At 73.6% G+C, this 17,937-nt stretch carries 17 protein-coding genes; 10 read left to right on the top strand and 7 right to left on the bottom strand.

The genetic code is table 11. From position 1 onward, the window contains the following. Positions 1 to 104 precede the first annotated feature (104 nt). A complete protein-coding gene (locus AB0O91_RS26325) occupies positions 105 to 779 on the bottom strand; it encodes a TetR family transcriptional regulator (RefSeq protein WP_363437616.1) in 675 nt (224 codons plus the stop codon). Positions 780 to 935: 156 nt separating this feature from the next. On the opposite strand from AB0O91_RS26325, the gene AB0O91_RS26330 reads away from it, so the two are divergent. Then, positions 936 to 1,715, top strand: coding sequence for a MerR family transcriptional regulator (locus AB0O91_RS26330; protein WP_363437619.1), 780 nt, complete (start codon positions 936 to 938; stop codon positions 1,713 to 1,715). A gap of 77 nt (positions 1,716 to 1,792) precedes the next feature. On the opposite strand, the gene AB0O91_RS26335 is transcribed toward AB0O91_RS26330, so the two are convergent. The 4 genes from AB0O91_RS26335 to AB0O91_RS26350 all read right to left on the bottom strand — a co-directional run bounded on the left by AB0O91_RS26335 (position 1,793) and on the right by AB0O91_RS26350 (position 7,800). After that, positions 1,793 to 4,033, bottom strand: a complete 2,241-nt coding sequence (locus tag AB0O91_RS26335; RefSeq protein ID WP_363437622.1) for a 3-hydroxyacyl-CoA dehydrogenase NAD-binding domain-containing protein — start codon at positions 4,031 to 4,033, stop codon at positions 1,793 to 1,795. 45 nt (positions 4,034 to 4,078) lie between these two features. Further along, a complete protein-coding gene (locus tag AB0O91_RS26340) occupies positions 4,079 to 5,293 on the bottom strand; it encodes an acetyl-CoA C-acetyltransferase (protein ID WP_363437625.1) in 1,215 nt (404 codons plus the stop codon). Positions 5,294 to 5,512: 219 nt separating this feature from the next. Then, positions 5,513 to 6,655 (bottom strand): acyl-CoA dehydrogenase family protein, encoded by a 1,143-nt coding sequence (locus AB0O91_RS26345; RefSeq protein WP_363437628.1) that lies wholly within the window; start codon positions 6,653 to 6,655, stop codon positions 5,513 to 5,515. A gap of 2 nt (positions 6,656 to 6,657) precedes the next feature. Further along, positions 6,658 to 7,800: a CaiB/BaiF CoA-transferase family protein gene (locus tag AB0O91_RS26350; RefSeq protein ID WP_363437713.1), complete on the bottom strand. Its 1,143-nt coding sequence runs from the start codon at positions 7,798 to 7,800 to the stop codon at positions 6,658 to 6,660. A 120-nt stretch (positions 7,801 to 7,920) separates the two neighbouring features. On the opposite strand from AB0O91_RS26350, the gene AB0O91_RS26355 reads away from it, so the two are divergent. The 8 genes from AB0O91_RS26355 to AB0O91_RS26390 all read left to right on the top strand — a co-directional run bounded on the left by AB0O91_RS26355 (position 7,921) and on the right by AB0O91_RS26390 (position 15,485). Next, positions 7,921 to 8,067 (top strand): hypothetical protein, encoded by a 147-nt coding sequence (locus AB0O91_RS26355; protein ID WP_363437631.1) that lies wholly within the window; start codon positions 7,921 to 7,923, stop codon positions 8,065 to 8,067. A gap of 76 nt (positions 8,068 to 8,143) precedes the next feature. Next, positions 8,144 to 8,647 (top strand): hypothetical protein, encoded by a 504-nt coding sequence (locus AB0O91_RS26360; protein WP_363437633.1) that lies wholly within the window; start codon positions 8,144 to 8,146, stop codon positions 8,645 to 8,647. 32 nt (positions 8,648 to 8,679) lie between these two features. Beyond that, positions 8,680 to 10,797, top strand: coding sequence for a hypothetical protein (locus tag AB0O91_RS26365; RefSeq protein ID WP_363437636.1), 2,118 nt, complete (start codon positions 8,680 to 8,682; stop codon positions 10,795 to 10,797). A gap of 4 nt (positions 10,798 to 10,801) precedes the next feature. Beyond that, a complete protein-coding gene (locus AB0O91_RS26370) occupies positions 10,802 to 11,848 on the top strand; it encodes a hypothetical protein (protein ID WP_363437639.1) in 1,047 nt (348 codons plus the stop codon). An 81-nt stretch (positions 11,849 to 11,929) separates the two neighbouring features. Beyond that, the gene (locus AB0O91_RS26375) at positions 11,930 to 12,532 is read left to right on the top strand and encodes a GNAT family N-acetyltransferase (RefSeq protein ID WP_363437642.1); all 603 of its coding nucleotides are present in this window, start codon (positions 11,930 to 11,932) and stop codon (positions 12,530 to 12,532) included. 60 nt (positions 12,533 to 12,592) lie between these two features. Further along, positions 12,593 to 13,933 (top strand): histidine kinase, encoded by a 1,341-nt coding sequence (locus tag AB0O91_RS26380; protein WP_363437645.1) that lies wholly within the window; start codon positions 12,593 to 12,595, stop codon positions 13,931 to 13,933. Between the two features lie 76 nt (positions 13,934 to 14,009). Continuing rightward, positions 14,010 to 14,687: a response regulator transcription factor gene (locus AB0O91_RS26385; RefSeq protein WP_363437648.1), complete on the top strand. Its 678-nt coding sequence runs from the start codon at positions 14,010 to 14,012 to the stop codon at positions 14,685 to 14,687. Between the two features lie 144 nt (positions 14,688 to 14,831). Then, positions 14,832 to 15,485 carry a Pr6Pr family membrane protein gene (locus tag AB0O91_RS26390; RefSeq protein ID WP_363437650.1) on the top strand — a complete coding sequence of 218 codons (654 nt, stop codon included), beginning with the start codon at positions 14,832 to 14,834 and terminating at the stop codon, positions 15,483 to 15,485. A gap of 29 nt (positions 15,486 to 15,514) precedes the next feature. Here the strand turns inward: AB0O91_RS26390 and AB0O91_RS26395 are convergent, their stop codons facing one another. Together AB0O91_RS26395 and AB0O91_RS26400 are read right to left on the bottom strand one after the other, a co-directional pair. Then, positions 15,515 to 15,934: a toxin Doc gene (locus tag AB0O91_RS26395; RefSeq protein WP_363437653.1), complete on the bottom strand. Its 420-nt coding sequence runs from the start codon at positions 15,932 to 15,934 to the stop codon at positions 15,515 to 15,517. A 16-nt stretch (positions 15,935 to 15,950) separates the two neighbouring features. Beyond that, a complete protein-coding gene (locus AB0O91_RS26400; protein WP_363437656.1) occupies positions 15,951 to 16,163 on the bottom strand; it encodes a hypothetical protein in 213 nt (70 codons plus the stop codon). 242 nt (positions 16,164 to 16,405) lie between these two features. Between AB0O91_RS26400 and AB0O91_RS26405 the strand changes: the two genes are divergently transcribed. Then, a complete protein-coding gene (locus AB0O91_RS26405; protein WP_363437659.1) occupies positions 16,406 to 17,935 on the top strand; it encodes a S41 family peptidase in 1,530 nt (509 codons plus the stop codon). Positions 17,936 to 17,937 lie beyond the last annotated feature (2 nt).

A 17,937-nucleotide genomic window follows, 5' to 3' on the forward strand; every position in this document is an offset into this window, starting at 1 on the left:
GAAATGGAGGCGAAAGCGGACTTGACGACGGTCGGGCCCGACGACGCTAGGGCCCGACGACGCTCGGGCCGGACGACGCTCGGGCCGGACGACAGTCGGCCGGCTCAGCCCACGAGCCTGCGCACCATGTCCACGACGGCGGCACGCCGGGCGGCCGGATCCCCGCCGGCCCCACCACCGGCCCCACCACCGGCCGCGCCACCGGCCGCGCCACCGACCGGACCGCCGACCGGACCGCCGAGGATCATCCGGGCGAGCTGCGGAGCGGCGAACTGCCAGCCCGCCAGCGCCACCACCGCGTACAACAGCTCCCCGGGCGCGAGCGGCGCCCCGCCCCGCACGGAGTCCGCCGAGTCCGTCGCTCCCCCGCGCGCGAGGGAGACCGCGGTGAGCTTCTCGGCGTAGTGGGCGGCCCTCCGCTCCTCACCCGCGACCGGAGCGGCGGGATCGCCGTAGAGCGCCTCCCACTGGAGCAGGCGCAGCAGGTGCGGATGGTCGAGGTGGTAGTCGAACACCCGGCCCGCGTACTCCGGGAGGTCCACCGGGCGCCCGTCCGTCTCCTCCAGCGGCACGGCGGCGGCGAGTTGTTCCAGCTCGCGCTGGACCACGGCGTCGAACAACTGCCGCTTGCCGCCGAAGTAGGGGTAGATCCGCTCCTTGTTGACCCCGGCCGCGGCCGCGACGCGGTCGATCCGGGCCCCCTCGGGCCCGTGCGCGGCGAACTCGTCCACGGCGGCGTCGAGCAGCAGCCTCTTGGTCTTCGCGGTATCCCATGCCATGCGTCCAGCATACGAAGCGCCCAACCCACCAGTTGGAATCGGACCGTCCGGCCGTCCGGGCGCACCGCCGCCCCGCCCCACCCGATGGACCTGATCGCGGAGCACTGTCACACTGCTGCTGTCACAGCAGGAGTGTGCCAGCGCAGGAGGCAGTGGATGGGGGAGCACGGCGCCGGAGTGGGCGAGGTGCGGCTGACGGTGGACGAGTTGGCGGCCCGGGCCGGGGTGACGGTGCGGACGGTGCGGTTCTACGGGACCAAGGGACTGCTGCCGCCACCGGAGTTGGGGCCGCGCCGGGTGGGCCTGTACGGGGCCGCGCACCTGGACCGGCTGGGGCTGATCGAGGAGTTGCAGCGGCAGGGGCTGACGCTGGCCGCGATCGAGCGCTACCTGGCCCGACTGCCGGAGGACAGCACGCCGCTGGGCCTGGCGATCCACCGGGCGCTGGTGGCGTCCTGGACGCCGGAGGCGGCCGAGGAGGTGGGCCGGGCGCAACTGGAGCGGCGGGCCGGTCGGGGGCTGTCCGAGGAGCAGCTGCAACGCCTCGTCGCCATGGGGGCGTTGGAGCGGACGGCCGATCCGGAGGTGTTCCGGGCGGACCCGGGCCTGCTGCCGTTGGGCGTGCGGATCCTGGACGTGCCGATCCCGCTGGAGACGCTGCTGGCCGCCCGCGCCGTGGTGCTGGAGCACAGCCGGGCGACGGCACGGGAGTTGCAGCGGCTGTTCCGCGAGACGGTGTGGAAGCCGTACCGGGAGAGCGAGCCGGACCCTACGGAGCTGGCCCGGATGAAGGAACTGACCGACCACATCCAGCCGATGGTGGCGCAGGCCCTGGTCACCGCCTTCCAGCGCTCCCTGCGCGAGGAGTTGGGCGAGGAGCTGGGAGCCCGGGAGGAACCGGGCCCCGACGAGGGGACCGCCCGAGGAACCGCCTGAGGGACCGCCGAGGGCCCCGGTGAGGCTCGGGGCGGGGCCGCGAGGAGCACGGCCCCGCCCCGGTCCCCCGGCCGGGGTCAGTCGGTGAAGGTCCGCCCCTCCGCCGCGATCCGCTCCAGCAGCGCCGGCGGCGCGAACCGCTCGCCGTACACGGCGGCGAGTTCGCGGGCGCGGGCCGCGAAGCCGGCCGGGCCGCCCCGGTACCCGTTGATGTACTGGAACACCCCGCCCGTCCAGGCCGGGAAGCCGATGCCGAGGATCGAGCCCACGTTGGCGTCCGCGACCGAGGTCAGCACCCCCTCCTCCAGGCAGCGCACCGAGTCGAGCGCCTCGCTGAACAGCATCCGCTCCTTGAGGTCCTCGAACGGGACCTCCGAGGGGGCGAGCGAGGGGTCGCCCGCAGAGGAGGCGGAGCCGGAGGAGGCGGGGTCGGAGGAGGAGGCGGAGCCGGAGAAGTGCTCCAGCAGACCCGGCCAGAGCCGCCCGCGCCTGCCGTCCTCCCCGTACTCGTAGAAGCCCGCGCCACCGCTGCGGCCGGGGCGGCCGAACTCGTCGACCATCCGGTCCACCACCGCGTCCGCGGGGTGCGGCGTCCAGGTGCCGCCGGCGGCCTCGACCGCGCGCCGGTACTCGTCGCGGATCTTGCGGGGCAGGGTGAGGGTGAGCTCGTCCATCAGGGAGAGCACCTTGGCGGGGTAGCCGGCCTGGGCGGCGGCCTGCTCGACCGAGGCCGGGTGGACGCCCTCGCCGACCATGGCGACGCCCTCGTTGAGGAACTGGCCGATCACCCGTGAGGTGAAGAAGCCGCGCGAGTCGTTGACCACGATCGGCGTCCGGTCGATCTGCCGGACCAGGTCGAAGGCGCGGGCGAGCGCCTCGTCGCCGGTCTGCGGGCCGCGGATGATCTCGACCAGGCGCATCTTGTCGACCGGCGAGAAGAAGTGCAGCCCGATGAAGTCGCCGGTCCGCTGGACCCCTTCGGCGAGCACGCCGATCGGCAGGGTGGAGGTGTTGGAGCAGAGCAGCGCGTCGGGGGCGACCACGCCCTCGATCTCCTGGAACACCTTGTGCTTGAGCTCGGTGTTCTCGAAGACCGCCTCGATCACCGCGTCGCAGCCGGCCAGGTCGGCCGTCTCGCCGGTGGGGGTGATCCGGGCGAGCAGGGCGTCGCGCTGGGCCTCGGTGGAGCGGCCGCGGGCGATGGCCTTGTTCAACAGCCCGGCGGAGTAGGCCTTCCCGCGTTCGGCGGCCTCGGTGCTGACGTCCTTGAGGACGACCTCGATCCCGGCCTTGGCGCAGGTGTAGGCGATGCCGGCGCCCATCATCCCGGCGCCGAGCACCGCGACCCGGCGGACCGTCCGCCTCTCGACGTCCTTGGGGCGTCCGGCACCGGAGTTGACGGCCTGCATGTCGAAGAACAGCGCCTGGATCATGTTCTTGCTGGTCTGCCCGCAGGCCAGCTCGGTGAAGTAGCGGGCCTCGATCACCATCGCGGTGTCGACGTCGACCTGGCTGCTCTCCACCGCCGCGGCCAGCACGTTGCGCGGGGCCGGGTACGGCGCGCCGTTCAGCTGCTTGCGCAGGTTGGCCGGGAAGGCGGGCAGGTTGGCGGCGAAGGCCGGGGTGGCGGGGGTGCCGCCGGGGATCTTGTACCCCTGGACGTCCCAGGGCTGGGCGGCGGTCGGGTTGGCCTCGATCCAGGCCCGCGCCCGGGCGGTCAACTCCTCCGGGGTTTCGACCAGTTCGTGCACCAGTCCGTGTTCCAGGGCCTGCGCCGGGCGGTACTGCCGGCCCTGGAACAGGAACTTCAGCAGGGCGTCGGTGATGCCGAACAGCCGCACGGTGCGGACCACGCCGCCACCGCCCGGCAGCAGGCCGAGGGTCACCTCGGGGAAGCCGATCCGGCTGGCCGGGGTGGAGAGCGCGATCCGGTGGTGGCAGGCGAGGGCGAGCTCCAGCCCGCCGCCGAGCGCGCTGCCGTTGACGGCGGCGACGACCGGCTTGCCGAGGGTCTCCAGGGTGCGCAGCGCGCGCTTGATCCGCAGGGACTTCTCGAAGACGGCCTCGGCGTCCTCGGGGCGGGCGGCGGAGAGCATCCGCAGGTCGCCGCCGGCGAAGAAGGTCTTCTTGCCGGAGGTGATCACCACGCCGCGCAGCGCGTCGGCGGCGGCCAGGCCGGCCAGCCGCTCGACCACGGCCTCGAAGTCGGCCGTGAAGGCCTCGTTCATGGTGTTGACGGACTGGGTGGGGTCGTCGAGGAGGAGGGTGACCACGCCGTCCTGGTCCTGCTCCCAGCGGATGGTGGTGGTGTCGCTCATGAGTTCAAGGTCTCCAGGTCTACCGGTCTGCGGGGGGCGGGGTGGTCAGACGCGCTCGACGATGGTGGCGACGCCCATGCCGCCGCCGACGCACAGGGTGATCAGGCCGTAGCGCAGGTCGCGCCGCTCCAGCTCGTCGACGACGGTGCCGAGCAGCATCGCGCCGGTGGCGCCGAGCGGGTGGCCGAGGGCGATCGCGCCGCCGTTGACGTTCACCTGGTCGTGCCGGAAGCCGAGTTCGCCGATGAAGCGCAGGGCGACCGCCGCGAAGGCCTCGTTGATCTCGACCAGGTCGATGTCGGCGGCGGTGAGTCCGGCCTTGGCGAGCGCCTTGCGGGTGGCCGGGGCCGGGCCGGTGAGCATGATGGTCGGCTCGGAGCCGGAGACGGCGGCGGAGACGATCCGGGCCCGCGGGCGCAGCCCGTACCGCTCGCCGACCTCGCGGTTGCCGATCGCGACCAGCGCGGCGCCGTCCACGATGCCGGAGGAGTTGCCCGCGTGGTGGACGTGGTCGATGGCCTCCACCCAGTGGTACTTCTGCAGGGCGACGGCGTCGAAGCCGCCGGCCTCGCCGATCGCGGCGAAGGAGGGCTTGAGGCCGGCCAGGGTCTCGACCGTGGTGCCGGGGCGGATGAACTCGTCGCGCTCCAGCACGACCAGGCCGTTGCGGTCGCGCACCGGGACCACCGAGCGGTCGAACAGGCCGTCGGCCTGGGCCTTGGCGGCCCGGGCCTGGGACTCGGCGGCGAAGGCGTCCACGTCGGTGCGGGAGAAGCCGCCGAGGGTGGCGATCAGGTCGGCACCGATGCCCTGCGGGGCGAAGTTCGTCTCGTAGGAGGTCATCGGGTCGGCGAACCAGGCGCCGCCGTCGGAGGCCATCTTGACCCGGGACATCGACTCGACGCCGCCGGCCAGGACGAGGTCCTCCCAGCCCGAACGGACCTTGGCGGCGGCCAGGTTGACGGCCTCCAGGCCGGAGGCGCAGAAGCGGTTCTCCTGGACGCCGGCCACGGTGTCGGGCAGGCCGGCCGCGATGGCGGCGATCCGGGCGATGTCGGAGCCCTGGTCGCCGACCGGGCTGACCACGCCGAGCACGATGTCGTCGATCGCGGCCGGGTCCAACTCGGGGTAGCGGCGGCGCACTTCGTGGATCAGGCCGACGACCAGGTCGATCGGCTTGGTGCCGTGCAGCGAGCCGGTGGCCTTGCCGCGGCCGCGCGGGGTGCGGATCGCGTCGTAGACGTACGCTTCGGTGGTCACGATGGGACTGCCTTTCGGGGCGGGGGGCTTGGCGACTCTGCCGCTTCGACGGCCGTGCCGTTCCGGCGGCACCGTTGCTGCTGCGGCTCTGCGGCTCGGTGATTCTGCTGTTCGGCGGCCCTGCTGCTCGGCGGCTCTGCGGCTCGGTGATTCTGCTGTTCGGCGATTCTGCTGTTCGGCGGCCCGGCTGGGCGACCGCGCTGCTGCCCGGCGGAGGGCTCAGCCCAGGATGGAGCGGCCGACGATCTCCTTCATGATCTCGGTGGTGCCGCCGTAGATCGTCTGGATGCGGCCGTCGGTGAACGCCCGGGCGACCGGGAATTCGCTCATGTACCCGTAGCCGCCGTGCAGTTGGAGGCACCGGTCGGCGGTGCGCTTCTGCAGTTCGGTGGCCCACCACTTGGCCATCGAGGCATCGGCCGGGGTGAGCGCGTAGCGGTTGTGCTCGGTGATGCAGCGGTCCACGAAGGTCCGGGTGATCGCGCACTCGGTGGCGAGCTCGGCGATCTCGAAGCGGACGTGCTGGAGCTTGGCCAGCGGGCGGCCGAAGGCCTCGCGCTGCTTGACGTAGTCGGTGGTGATCTCGACCAGGTACTCGGCACCGGCGATCGCCGCGGCGGCGATGGTCAGCCGCTCCTGGGCGAGGTTCTGCATCAGGTGGACGAAACCGCCGTTGAGCTCGCCGAGCAGGTTCTCCTTCGGGACCTTCACGTCTTCGAAGAACAACTCGGCGGTGTCCTGGGCCTTCTGGCCGATCTTGTCCAGGTTGCGGCCGCGCTCGAAGCCGGGCGTGCCGCGCTCGACCACCAGCAGGCTCAGCCCGTGGGCGCCGCCCTCCGGGGTGGTCCGGGCGACCACGACGACCAGGTCCGCCAGGATGCCGTTGGAGATGAAGGTCTTGGCGCCGTTGAGCAGGAAGTGGTCGCCCCGGTCGACCGCCTGGGTGCGGATGCCCTGGAGGTCCGAGCCGGTGCCGGGCTCGGTCATCGCGATCGCCGTGATCAGCTCGCCGCTGCAGAAGCCGGGCAGCCAGCGGCGCTTCTGCTCCTCGGTGGCGAGCAAGGTGAGGTAGGGGCCGATGATGTCGTTGTGCAGCCCGATCGCCAGCCCGGAGGCACCGGCCCGGGCGAACTCCTCCGCCAGTACGGCGGCGTAGCGGAAGTCCGGGACGCCACCGCCGCCGTACTCCTCGGGCACGGCGGGGCCGAGCAGGCCCTGCCGGCCGGCCGCCAGCCAGGCCGAGCGGTCGACGACGCCGGCCTTCTCCCAGCGGTCGTAGTGCGGCAGCACCTCCTTGGCCAGGAAGGCCTTCACGGTGGCCCGGAAGTCCTCGTGCTGCTCGGTGAAGATCTCGCGCTGCAACGCTACTCTCCTTGATCTGCTGCGGAGTCGGGGGATTCGGCGGCACCGCCCGCGGGGCGGAGCGAGGGCACGCCCCAGTCCCGGGCCACCTCGGCGGTGTCCGCGCCCGGGCGGGCCGGCGGACGGCGCAGGGCGCCGGGGGTGGCGGAGAACCGCGGGGCGGGGGCGGGCTGGGTCACCCCGTCCGCCTCGACGTACGTCCCGCGCGCCGACAGGTGGGCGTCGCCCGCGGCCTGACGCATCGTCAACACCGGTTCCACGCAGGCGTCCGAACCGGCGAAGACGGCCTCCCACGCCTCCCTCGTCCGGGTGGCGAAGCGGGCCGCGATCAGGGCGCGCAGTTCGGGCCAGCGGGCCAGGTCGTACTGACCGGGCGCGTCCGTGCCGAGTTCCAGCAGGCGGGCGAACTCGTCGTAGAACCGGGGCTCCAGGGCGCCCACCGCGAGGTGCCCGCCGTCGGCGGCACGGTAGACCGCGTAGAACGGCGCCCCGCCGTCCAGCAGGTTGACGCCCCGGCGGTCCTGCCAGTGGCCGGCCGCGAGCAGCCCCCACAGCATGCTGCCGAGGTGCGCCGCACCGTCCACGATCGCGGCGTCGACCACCTGACCGGCGCCGGTGGTACGGGCGTGGTGCAGCCCGGCGAGCAGACCGACGACCAGGTAGAGCGAACCGCCCGCGTAGTCGCCGAGCAGGTTCGCCGGGATCCCCGGCGGGGCGTCGGCCCCGCCCGGCGAGGCGACCAGCCCGAGCACCCCGGCCACCGCCGCGTACCCGAGGTCGTGCCCGGCGGTGGCGGCCCGCGGCCCCTGCTGCCCCCAGCCGGTCATCCGCCCGTAGACCAGCGCCGGGTTGCGCGCCAGGCAGGCCGCGGGCCCGACGCCGAGCCGCTCCGCGACACCCGGGCGGTAGCCCTCGATCAGCAGGTCGGCCCGCTCGACCAGGTCGAGCACCCGGCCGGGCCCCCCGGGGGACTTGAGGTCGATCAGCACCGACCGCTTGTTCCGGTTGGTGAGGTCGTACGCCGGGTCCGTCCCGAGCGGCGAGGGCTCCGGGCGGTCCACCCGCACCACGTCCGCCCCGAGATCACCGAGCAGCATCGCGGCGAACGGCCCCGGCCCGATCCCAGCGAGCTCCACCACCCGCACACCCGTCAACGGCCCCGAGCCGGCCGCACCGGCCGCCGGACCGCTCGTGTCACGCACTGGCCTGTCACGCACTGGCCGCAGAACCCTTCGGGCTTTGACAGTAAAGCTGTAACACTCGCGATGATAGGGAAGCGACCCGCCGGTAACAAGACCTCGCGCCCGGGCCGGTACCGCCGGGTCGCCGCCCGGGTCACCACCCGCGTCGCCCTGCGGACGTCGATCACTCCCCGCGAGAACACCCGCACCGAGGGTGCGTCGGTGTACTGACGGTGGGTGCCTGTACGGTCGTCATGTCGCGAAGGGCGGACGAACCCTTCGCCCGGACGGGGAGGATCGATCACCCATGGGCAGCCCGTACTTCACCACCGGACCGGTCGCCCCGGCGACGGACCCGACGCCGGGCGCGAGCGCCGACACGGGCACCGGCGCGGGCGCGAACGCGAACCGGAAGCCGCCCTACGCCGCCCCGGCAGCGGCCGGCGACGGCGGCCCGGTGCCACCGTTCCCGCTGCTCCCCCCGGGCCGGCCCACCACCCGGCTGGACACGCCGTACGAGCTCACCGCCTCCGCCGGGGCGGCCCGGCAGATCGCCGCCGACCTCGACAGCGCCAACACCAAGGCGGGGCCCGGCGCGCACAGCCTCACCGAGTACGCGAGCACCGCGGCCACCAAGGTCCGCGGCTTCTCCTTCGGCGACGCCCTCACCGGCAGCACCGAGCGGTGGCTGCAGCAGTGCAAGGCGCTGCACGGCAAGGTCGACGCCGCCGCCACCGGCCTCGACCGGACCCGCGCGTACTACCACGGCAACGAGATCACCACCGTCGCCGATCTCCGCGCGGCCCGCTAGTCGGTCCGTCAGCACAGAGGGGGAACGGGCACATGGTGTCCTTCAAGGAACTGCACGAAGCCGACTTCTCCGGCGTCTCCGACGCCGCCGAGGCCTGGGCCGGAGTCGCCAAGGCCCTCACCGCCCTGGACGGCCGGGTCACCAAGGACCTCACCAGCACCGCCCAGCGGGCCGGTTGGAAGGGCGACGCCGCCGACGAGGCCACCAAGGCGATGCAGGGCATCGACGGCGACTTCCGACAGGCCTCGGCCGTCGCCACCGCCCTCGCCGGGATCATGAGGACCGCCGCCGAGGACTTCGCCGCCGCCCGCCGCGACCTCGACGCGGCGCTGCACGACGCCCAGGCGCAGGACCTCACCGTGTCCGCGGACGGCACCGTGAGCTGGAGCCTGCCGAAGGGCGCGAGGAACGACCCCGACCACGACCTCCTGGCCCGGGACCTGGACGCCAGGGCCAAGGCCGTCTCGGCCCGGCTGACCAAGGCCGTCGAGAAGGCCTCCCTGGCCGACCAGCGCGCCACCCTCGACCTCCGGGCCGACATCGGCACCAGCACCACCGCCTTCAACCCCGCCCCGGGCGGCGGCGGCCCGGTCGCCGACGCCAAGCGGGCCACCGACCTGCTGTCCAAGGGCGGCAGCCTCACCGACGACCAGCTCCAGCAGCTCCGGACCCTGCTGGCCGCCGACGCGGAGAACAAGGACTTCGCCACCGCCCTGCTCAACGGCCTGAACCACGGCGGCAGGACCGGCCCGGAGGCCCTCCTGGCGTACGGCAAGGCCTACGCCGACCTCGCCCACGGCCATCACAACGCCAAGGGCTACCAGGACGTCTACGGCAACCTGTCGGTCGTTCTCGCCACCGCCACCCGCGACGGCGGCATGGACCAGGCCTGGGAGGACGGCCTCCTCACGGCCGCCCGCCACCCGGGCGGCTCGGCGGCGGGGTGGAACGACAACTACCCGGCGCTGACGGCGCTGATGGGAGCGGGCGGCAGGTACGACAGGGCCTTCCTGGTGAAGGTCGGCGACGACCTGGTCGACTACGAGCGCACCAGCAAGGCCAAGGGCGGCGACCTGTGGGGTCCGAACTGGTCGCTCGAGGAGGGGGATCCCCTGGGCCCCCTGATGAAGCAGATGAGGACCGACCCGGTGGCGGCCGGGGAGTTCCTCGACCCGGGTCGCACCAAGAACCTCGGCTACCTGCTCAAGGACCGTACGTGGCCGGACCGGGACCTGGAGGGCAGCCTGTCCCCGGACGAACTGCGCAACAGCTCCCACGGACTGTTCGCCCAGACGCTGGAGGCCGCGGCCACCGGCCGCGAACCCGGCAGCCCGCAACCGCCGGTGCGACCGCACGACGCGTCGATGACACGGATCATGGACTCCGCCCTCTCGACGCTCGGCGGCGACAAGGCGGGCCATCAGAACGACCTGTCCCCCGCCCTTCGTCGGCCGATGGCCGACATGATCAGCGACTACGTGGCGGACACCCACGACATCCTCGGCAAGGACCTCCCCGGCCCCTCCGAGCCCGGCGGGCTGAACACCACCCGGGAGCAGCTCCTCCGGGTGATCCGCGGCACCGCCGAGGACCCGGAGTCGTACTCCCTGATCCACCTGGCCGAGACCCAGGAGGTGGCCCGACGGATGGCCGAGTACGGGCCCGAGGCGTTCAGGGACGTCAACGGCCGTCCGGACCCCCGGTTCGAGAGCTTCGTGAACGAGGCCGGCAAGGCCCTCGGCGCACTCGACGCCGTCCAGGCGGACACCATCACGGACCACAAGTCCGATGAGCAGTTCAAGGTCAACTGGAAGGCCAAGATGGACTACCACTACGTCGGCACCCTCGCGAACATGCTGCCGGGCAAGGACTGGCTGCCGGTCGGGGACATCGCCCAGCGCTACGTCGACGTCGCCACGTCCGAATGGGCCAACAAGGTCAACGCGGCGCTCGACACCAAGGCGCAGGGCGACCTCAGCAGCCTCTACACCACCGGGCAGTCGCAGGTGCAGGTCATGCTCAAGAGGCAGGCCGACGACTTCGGCCTGCCGGCTCGTGACCCCCTGCTCGCCCAGCTGACCGACTCGGTCAACGTCCACTACTACACATCGATCACCCAGGCCCACAACGCCGCCTTCGGGAAGGGGTGACCCCGTGACGACGGACCGGCACGGGAGGGTCGACGGGACGGACGGCGGGACCGACCCGGCACTCGACCGGCGTGGGTTCACCACCTGGCCACTGAGGTTGCGGGCGGCGGTCGCGGTGACGGTGGCGGCCGCCGTCGCGGCCGGGGCGGGGGCGTTCCTCGCGGACAACCTGAGCAACACGTTCGGGCCGGACAGCGTGTGCGAGGGGGCGGTGAGTGCCGACGCGCTGACCGGTGCGCTCGGATCGGGCAAGGCCGCCGGGCGGGAGTACGGCGACGGGCACCTGCCCGCCGGCACCGCCTTCTGCCGGGCGACGGTGAGTCGTGGGATCTTCGGGAACGACCGGTCGGTCACGGTGGAACTCCGCAGGACGACCGATCTCTCCCTCCTCGCGGACGACCCCACCGCCCGGTTGTTCGCCGCCTCGGCCAATAGCGGTGCGGCCGGCGCGGCCTCCGACCACCGGGCGTGGGCATTGCTCCCCGAGGGTTGCGACAACAGCACTCAGGTCGTGGTCAGTTCGGATGGCGACGAGGGGCCCGGCGCCCGGGAGCTCGCGGGGCTCTCGGTGGCGGTGGCCAACCGGATCGCGACACAGCGGTCCTGTGGAACGGCACCGCTGCCGGCACCGCACGACCTGTCGGCGCCCGGGGCGGAACACGCCCTCGACCGCAACGCGGTGTGCGGCCTACCGGGCTTCACCCTCCCCGATGCGCCGGGCTCCCCCGCTCTCCGGGAGGCCGCGACCACGGCCACCGACCCGCTGTGGACCTGTCGCGTCGACACGGCCGCGAGCCCCCGGTCCTCGGTCGCCTTCACCATCGGCACCGAGCCCCGGCTCCTGGCCGCCGACGCCCCGACGAACGATCCGGGGCTCGGCCGGGCCCGCTGGGTGCAGCGGGACGAGATGATGACGACCTGCCAGGGCAGGCCCGTCCACTTCCGACTGAGCTGGAAGGGCCCGCAGAAGCTGATACCCGACAGCGACGAGATCTGGAAGCAGTTCCTCACCGCCGGGGGCAGGGCGATCGGGTGCGAGCCCATCCTCTAGGAATAAAGGTGCGGACGGATGTCGGTGCCATGGCCTATCGTGCGCGCTGGCCATGATGGACGACAGCCCGGGGGAACCGCCGTGACCAGCACCGACCGTACGATCGTCGCCGTCTCCGAGCGGCTGGTGCTGACCCGGCCGCAGGAGGGGGACGCCGAGGCGGTGTTCGCGATCCACGGGGATCCGGAGACCAACCGGTACAACCCGTACGGGCCGCAGCGGGACCTCGGGCAGGCGCGGGAGCAGTTGGCCGGGTTCGTGGCGGACTGGCCGCGGGACGGGGTGGGGTACTGCATGGTGGCGACCCGGGCGGAGCCGGAGGTGCTCATCGGGGTCGCCGGGCTGTTCCTGCACGCGCTGGACGGCGAGCCGGTGTTCAACCTCTACTACCGGTTCCGGCCGGTGGCCTGGGGCAAGGGGTACGCGGCGGAGGCGTGCCGGGCGGCGATGGCGGAGGCGCTGCCGCGCTTCCCCGGGATCCCGGTGACGGCGCTGATCCGGGCGGACAACCTGCCCTCGCGCCGGCTGGCCGAGCGGCTCGGGCTGGTGGCCGATCCGGACGGGCGGGTGGACCACGAGGACCGGCTGATCCACCGGATGGCCTGCGGCCCGGAATCCCCCGCCGGGGGGAGCCGGATCGCCCCCCGGGTGGAGGCCGCGGAGCCGGGCGCGGCGGCACCGTAGGGGTATGAGGCACAGGAGCGACCCGGCGGGGTCCGTCACCGCTGACGTAGAGTCCCCCGGGTGAGCACGGGGGACGGCCGGGTTCGGCGGGCGGGCGAGGCGTTGGTCGGGCGGCGGGCCCGGCTGCGCTGGGTGCACCTGGTGCTGGGCGGCGCGCTGCTGATGCCCTACTACCTGTTGTCGCTGGTGGGGCTCGGAGCGCTCAACCCGGACCAGGGGCACCTGCGCCAACTGCTGCTGCAGATCCTGGCGTTGTTCACCTCGCTGCCGATGGCCGCGATCACCGCACTGGTGCCGACCGTCCGGGGGCTGGCGGGTGCCGCCGCCCGGGCGCTGTGCGCGGTGGAGCGGCCCGGGGAACTGGCCGCCGGGCCGGCCCGGTCCTGGGCGGCCCGGCGGCGGACCGCGCTCTGGTTCGTGCTGCACCTGTCCTCCGGCGGGGTGGTCGCCGGGATGACGCTGGCCGGGGTGCCGTTCGCGCTGGTGCTGCTGTTGTCCTTCATCGGCACCGAGGACCTCGCGCGGCTCTGGACGGACCGCTTCCCCGCCTGGATGCCGGTCGGACCGGTGCTGGGCCTGGCCCTGCTGCTGCTGATCGTCGGGACCAATGCCGGCTGCGGCGCGCTGTTGGCCCGCTGGGCGCCCGTCCTGCTCGGGCCGACCCCGGAGGAGCGGCTGGCCGCCGCCGAGCGGCGGGCCACCGTGCTGGCCCAACGCAACCGGCTGGCCCGGGAGTTGCACGACTCGGTGGGGCACGCGCTCAGCGCGGTCGGCATCCAGGCCTCGGCGGCCGCCCGGGTGCTGCACACCGACCCGGACTTCGCCGCCGAGGCGCTGCGCGCGATCGAGGAGACCGCGCGCGGGGCCGTCGCCGAACTGGACACCGTGCTCGGGCTGTTGCGCGAGGAGCACGAGGAGCACGAGGAGCGGGAGGAGCGGGAGGAGCGGGAGGCACACGAAGCGCGCGAGGGTTCCGGCGGCCGACCGGCCGCCGGGCCCACGCTGGCCGGGCTGGACGACCTGCTGCGCCAACTCGCCCGCACCGGTGTGACGGTGCACGCCGAGCTGGCGCCCGGCCTGGGCGCGCTGCCCGCCGCAGTCTCCCGCGAGGCGTACCGGATCGTGCAGGAGGGCCTGACCAATGTGCTGCGGCACGCCGGGCCCGCACCGGCCGGGCTGCGGGTCGGGCTGGCCGCGGGCCGGCTGGAGATCGAACTGACCAACCCGCTGGGCCCGGTGGCCCGCCCGAGCCGCCCCGGCGGCGGGCGCGGGCTGCACGGGATCGGCGAGCGGGCGGCGGCGCTGCGCGGTGGGAGCGCCGTGGGGCCGAGCGAGGACGGGACGACGTGGCGGCTGGCGGTCTGGCTGCCGGTCGGTGCGGGACAGCGGGGCACGGGATGACGGCGTACGGGATGACGGAGTTCGGAGTGACGGAGCGCGGAGTGACGGCGGACGGCGGGATGAGGGGGAGCAGCGGATGAGCACGGCGGCCGGGGGCATCCGGGTGGTGATCGCGGACGACGAACGGCTGGTCCGGATGGGCCTGCGGGTGGTGATCGACGCCGAACCGGACCTCACCGTGGTCGGCGAGGCCGCCGACGGCGCCGAGGTCGTCCCGCTGGTGCGTCAACTGCGCCCGGACGTGGTGCTGATGGACGTCCGGATGCCCGGCATCGACGGGATCCGGGCCACCGAGCAGTTGGTCGGCGGGATGGCCGAGCCGCCGCGGATCCTGGTGGTCACCACCTTCGAGCACGACGACCACGTGTACGACGCGCTGCGCGCGGGCGCGGCCGGGTTCCTGCTGAAGCGGGCCCGGGCGGAGGAGATGGTCCAGGCGGTGCGGCTGGTCGCGCGCGGGGACTCACTGCTGTTCCCGGCCGCCGTGCGGGACCTGGCGCTGCGGCACGGCGCGGACGGCCGGCGGGCGGCCGGCGCGGAGCGCGGTCCGATCGGGCGGCTGACCGAGCGGGAGGGGCAGGTGCTGCGGCTGATGGCCACCGGGCTCAACAACGGCGAGATCGCCCGGCAGCTGGTGGTGAGCCAGGAGACGGTGAAGACGCACGTCGGCAGCGTGCTGGCCAAGCTGGGCGCCCGGGACCGCACCCAGGCGGTGATCGCGGCGTACGAGTCGGGGTTCGTGCTGCCGGGCTGACGACGGCGGGGCCGCCGGGAACGGAGTCGAAGACCGGGTGCTTCGTACACAAGTTCCCTGTCGGCGGGGTCAGGAAGTAGAGTGCGACCTTCCCCCCGACCGACCGATACCTCCCCGTATCGCCCGAACCGAACTGGTGGCCGCATGACCGTCCGGACCCGTCCCGCGCTCTGGTGGCGCATGGGCATCGTGCTCTCGGCGGGCCTCGGCCTGTCCCTCGGGACCGCCTCGCTGGTGTACTTCACCGTGCAGAGCAACGTCATCGTGCTCGGCTACTTCATCGGCGCGGTCTACTGGATGCTCAAGCGCGACACCGTGGACGCGCCCGCGCCCCGGCTGCGCGGCGCCGCCACGCTGTACATCCTGATCACCGGGCTGGTCTCGCACATCCTGCTGCAGCACGGCGCCAGCCCGCTGCCCGGGCTGGTCAGCGGGCCGGACCGGCTGGCGAACTGGTCGTCGTTCTTCCTGCACTACGTCACGCCGGTGATGGTGCTGGTGGACTGGCTGGTGCTGAAGCCGCGCAACGCGGCGGCCTGGAAGGACATACCGCTCTGGCTGGCCTTCCCGCTCGGCTACGCGGCGATCGTGCTGGCCCGCAACGCCCTCTTCGACGACTTCCCGACTCCCTACCCGTACTTCTTCTTCGACCCGACCGAGCAGGGCTACGGCTACGTCTGGGGTCAGATCGCCCAGCTGACCGTCGAGTTCGTGGTCCTCGGCGTCCTCGTGGTCGGGCTGGACCGGCTGGGGACGAAGGTCGCGGCGAAGCTCTCCCGCGCCTGGGCCCGCGCCTAGACCCTCACCCGGGCCCGGCGCGGCCGGCCTCAGATCCGCCAGGAGCGGATCCGGTCGGCCGCCGCGTAGACGTCCGCCCGGGCCCCGGCGATGTCCCGGGCCAGTTCGACCAACGCCCCGTACGGCGGGTCGACCCCCTCACCGGCCGCGTGCATGTACGCGGCCGTCGTCATGCAGGCGTACAGGTTGTTGCGCACCGGGAGCGGGCGCAGCAGCACGATGGTGTGCATCAGGGTGGCCGCGCACCAGGCCGGGTCGGCGTCGTGGCCGAGCTGGGCGGTGTTCACCCGGTGCCGGGCCACGGCGGCCTGCAACGCCGAGTAGTCGCGCACGCTGAGGTCCTCCGGCGAGGCCTGCTCCTGCACGTCGAGCAGCCAGCGCAGGTCGACGCGCAGCAGGGTCACGTCCACGCCGCCGGCCGGGCCGCTCCCCCGCGTCGCACGCACCACACGCGCCGCACGCACCTCACGCGGCGGGTGCGTCCTCGGGGAAGGCGGCGTCGAACTCCGCCCGGTGGTCCTTCCAGAACGCCACCGCGTGGTCCACGAAGACCCGCCGTTGCTGTTCCCGCACGCTGAGGTCGTGGACGTACGCCTTCACGCTCTTGCCGTCCGCGGCGGCGGCCTCGCGGATCGCGGCGAGTTCGTGCTCCGTGTACTCGATGTTGAGCGCAGGCATGTCGCCGATGGTACTGCAGTGCACGGGAGTTGGGACCGCGGCCGACGGATTTCCAGCAACCCGCAAAACGGTTTGCTGTCGATACCTCCGGGGGCGCATCCGCCCGGCCGGGGGGATGCGCCCGCAGGAGGGCACGGGCGCGGCGCGCCGGATGACGACCGGCGGGCCCGGGCGACCGTAGCGTCGGTGGCGCGGCGGCGGAGCGGTTCCGCGGGGGAGGCCGTCGATCGGCGGAGGCCGGGATGACGCACAGGGGTATCGGCAGGACGACGGCCGTCACGGTGGTGGCGGCGGCGCTGGCGACGACGGTCGCCGTGGCGGTGCCGGGCACGGCCTCGGCCCAGGGTACGACCGGCGCGGACGGGGACAACGCCGCGGCGGCGCGGCACGGCGACCGGCTGGACGGCGTCTGGCGGCTGGACGGCTACGGCACCGTGGTCGCCGTCTCCGGGGGCCGGCTGACCACCTACGACGTGACCACCCACAGCTGCGTGCCCGGCTGGTTCGCCGCCGCCCAGGACGGTGCGCCCCGGGCGGACGGCACCGTCCGCTACGTCATGGGCACCAACGGCGTCACCCTCACCCCGCAGGGCCGCAACCGGCTGGTCGACCGCGAGGAGGGCGGGGTCGGCACCAAGGACCTGTACCGGCTGCCCGCACTGCCGGCGCTGTGCACCACCCCGGCGCCGAACGACCCGCTCGCGGTCTTCGACCGGTTCTGGGAGACCTTCGAGGAGAACTACCCCTTCTTCGCGGCCAAGGGCATCGACTGGCACGCCGTCCGGGACGAGAACCGGGGGCAGATCACCCCGACGACGACCACCGACGCCTTGCAGGACCTCTTCGTCGACATGCTCCGCCCGCTCGGCGACGCCCACACCGGGCTGGCCCGGGTCGTCGACGGGAAGCCGTCGCCGGTGTTCGGCGGGCGGCGGCCCGGCACGACGGTGCGCACCAAGGAGCTGACCGACCGGGCCGGACAGGCCGTCGCCGCCCAGCTCACCGGCCCGGAGCAGCTCTTCGCGGGCGGCAAGCTCGGCGTCGGCCGGCTCCCCGACGGCGTCGGCTACCTGCGGGTGGGCAGCTTCGACAGCTACACCGACGGCGACTACCGCAGCCAGGTCGCCGAACTGGACCGGGCCCTCGACACCCTGCTCGCCGACCCGGACCGGCTCAGCGGCCTGGTGATCGACGTCCGGCTGAACGGCGGCGGCTCGGACGCGCTCGGTGTGCACATCGCCGACCGGCTCACCGACCGCCCGTACCTCGCGTACCGGAAGGTGGCCCGGGACGACCCGGCCGACCCGACGAAGTTCACCCGGCCCTCGCCCGTCCTGGTGCGGCCCTCGGAGGGCGAGCACTACACCGGGCCGATCGCGCTGCTCACCTCCTCGATCTCGGCCAGCGCGGCGGAGACCTTCACCCAGGCCCTGATGGGCCGCTCCCCGCGGGTGACCCGGATCGGCGAGAACACCCAGGGCGTCTTCTCCGACGTGCTGATCAGGCCCATCTCACCGGACTTCGCCCTGGTCCTGCCGAACGAGGAGTACCTCACCCGGGACGGGAGCACCTTCGACGGCCCGGGCATCGCGCCGGACCTGCCGACCCCGGTGTACAGCGCCGACGAGCTGGCCGCGCTCAAGGACTCCGCCCTGAGCACGGCCCGCCGGGTGCTCGCCGAGGAGGCCGGGGAAACCGGGAAGGCCGGGGAAACCGGGAAGGCCGGAAAGGCCGCGGCGACCGGACAGGCCGGGGCGGCGGACCGGCGGTAGCC

Origin of the sequence: Kitasatospora sp. NPDC089797 (assembly GCF_040684795.1) — a bacterium.
GTDB lineage: Bacteria > Actinomycetota > Actinomycetes > Streptomycetales > Streptomycetaceae > Kitasatospora.

Coding starts and splice junctions, on each gene's coding strand:
- AB0O91_RS26385 (WP_363437648.1), top strand. CDS start 14,010: ATGAGCACGGCGGCCGGGGGCATCCGGGTGGTGATCGCGGACGACGAA.
- AB0O91_RS26330 (WP_363437619.1), top strand. CDS start 936: ATGGGGGAGCACGGCGCCGGAGTGGGCGAGGTGCGGCTGACGGTGGAC.
- AB0O91_RS26405 (WP_363437659.1), top strand. CDS start 16,406: ATGACGCACAGGGGTATCGGCAGGACGACGGCCGTCACGGTGGTGGCG.
- AB0O91_RS26400 (WP_363437656.1), bottom strand. CDS start 16,163: ATGCCTGCGCTCAACATCGAGTACACGGAGCACGAACTCGCCGCGATC.
- AB0O91_RS26325 (WP_363437616.1), bottom strand. CDS start 779: ATGGCATGGGATACCGCGAAGACCAAGAGGCTGCTGCTCGACGCCGCC.
- AB0O91_RS26360 (WP_363437633.1), top strand. CDS start 8,144: ATGGGCAGCCCGTACTTCACCACCGGACCGGTCGCCCCGGCGACGGAC.
- AB0O91_RS26365 (WP_363437636.1), top strand. CDS start 8,680: ATGGTGTCCTTCAAGGAACTGCACGAAGCCGACTTCTCCGGCGTCTCC.
- AB0O91_RS26355 (WP_363437631.1), top strand. CDS start 7,921: ATGATAGGGAAGCGACCCGCCGGTAACAAGACCTCGCGCCCGGGCCGG.
- AB0O91_RS26390 (WP_363437650.1), top strand. CDS start 14,832: ATGACCGTCCGGACCCGTCCCGCGCTCTGGTGGCGCATGGGCATCGTG.
- AB0O91_RS26335 (WP_363437622.1), bottom strand. CDS start 4,033: ATGAGCGACACCACCACCATCCGCTGGGAGCAGGACCAGGACGGCGTG.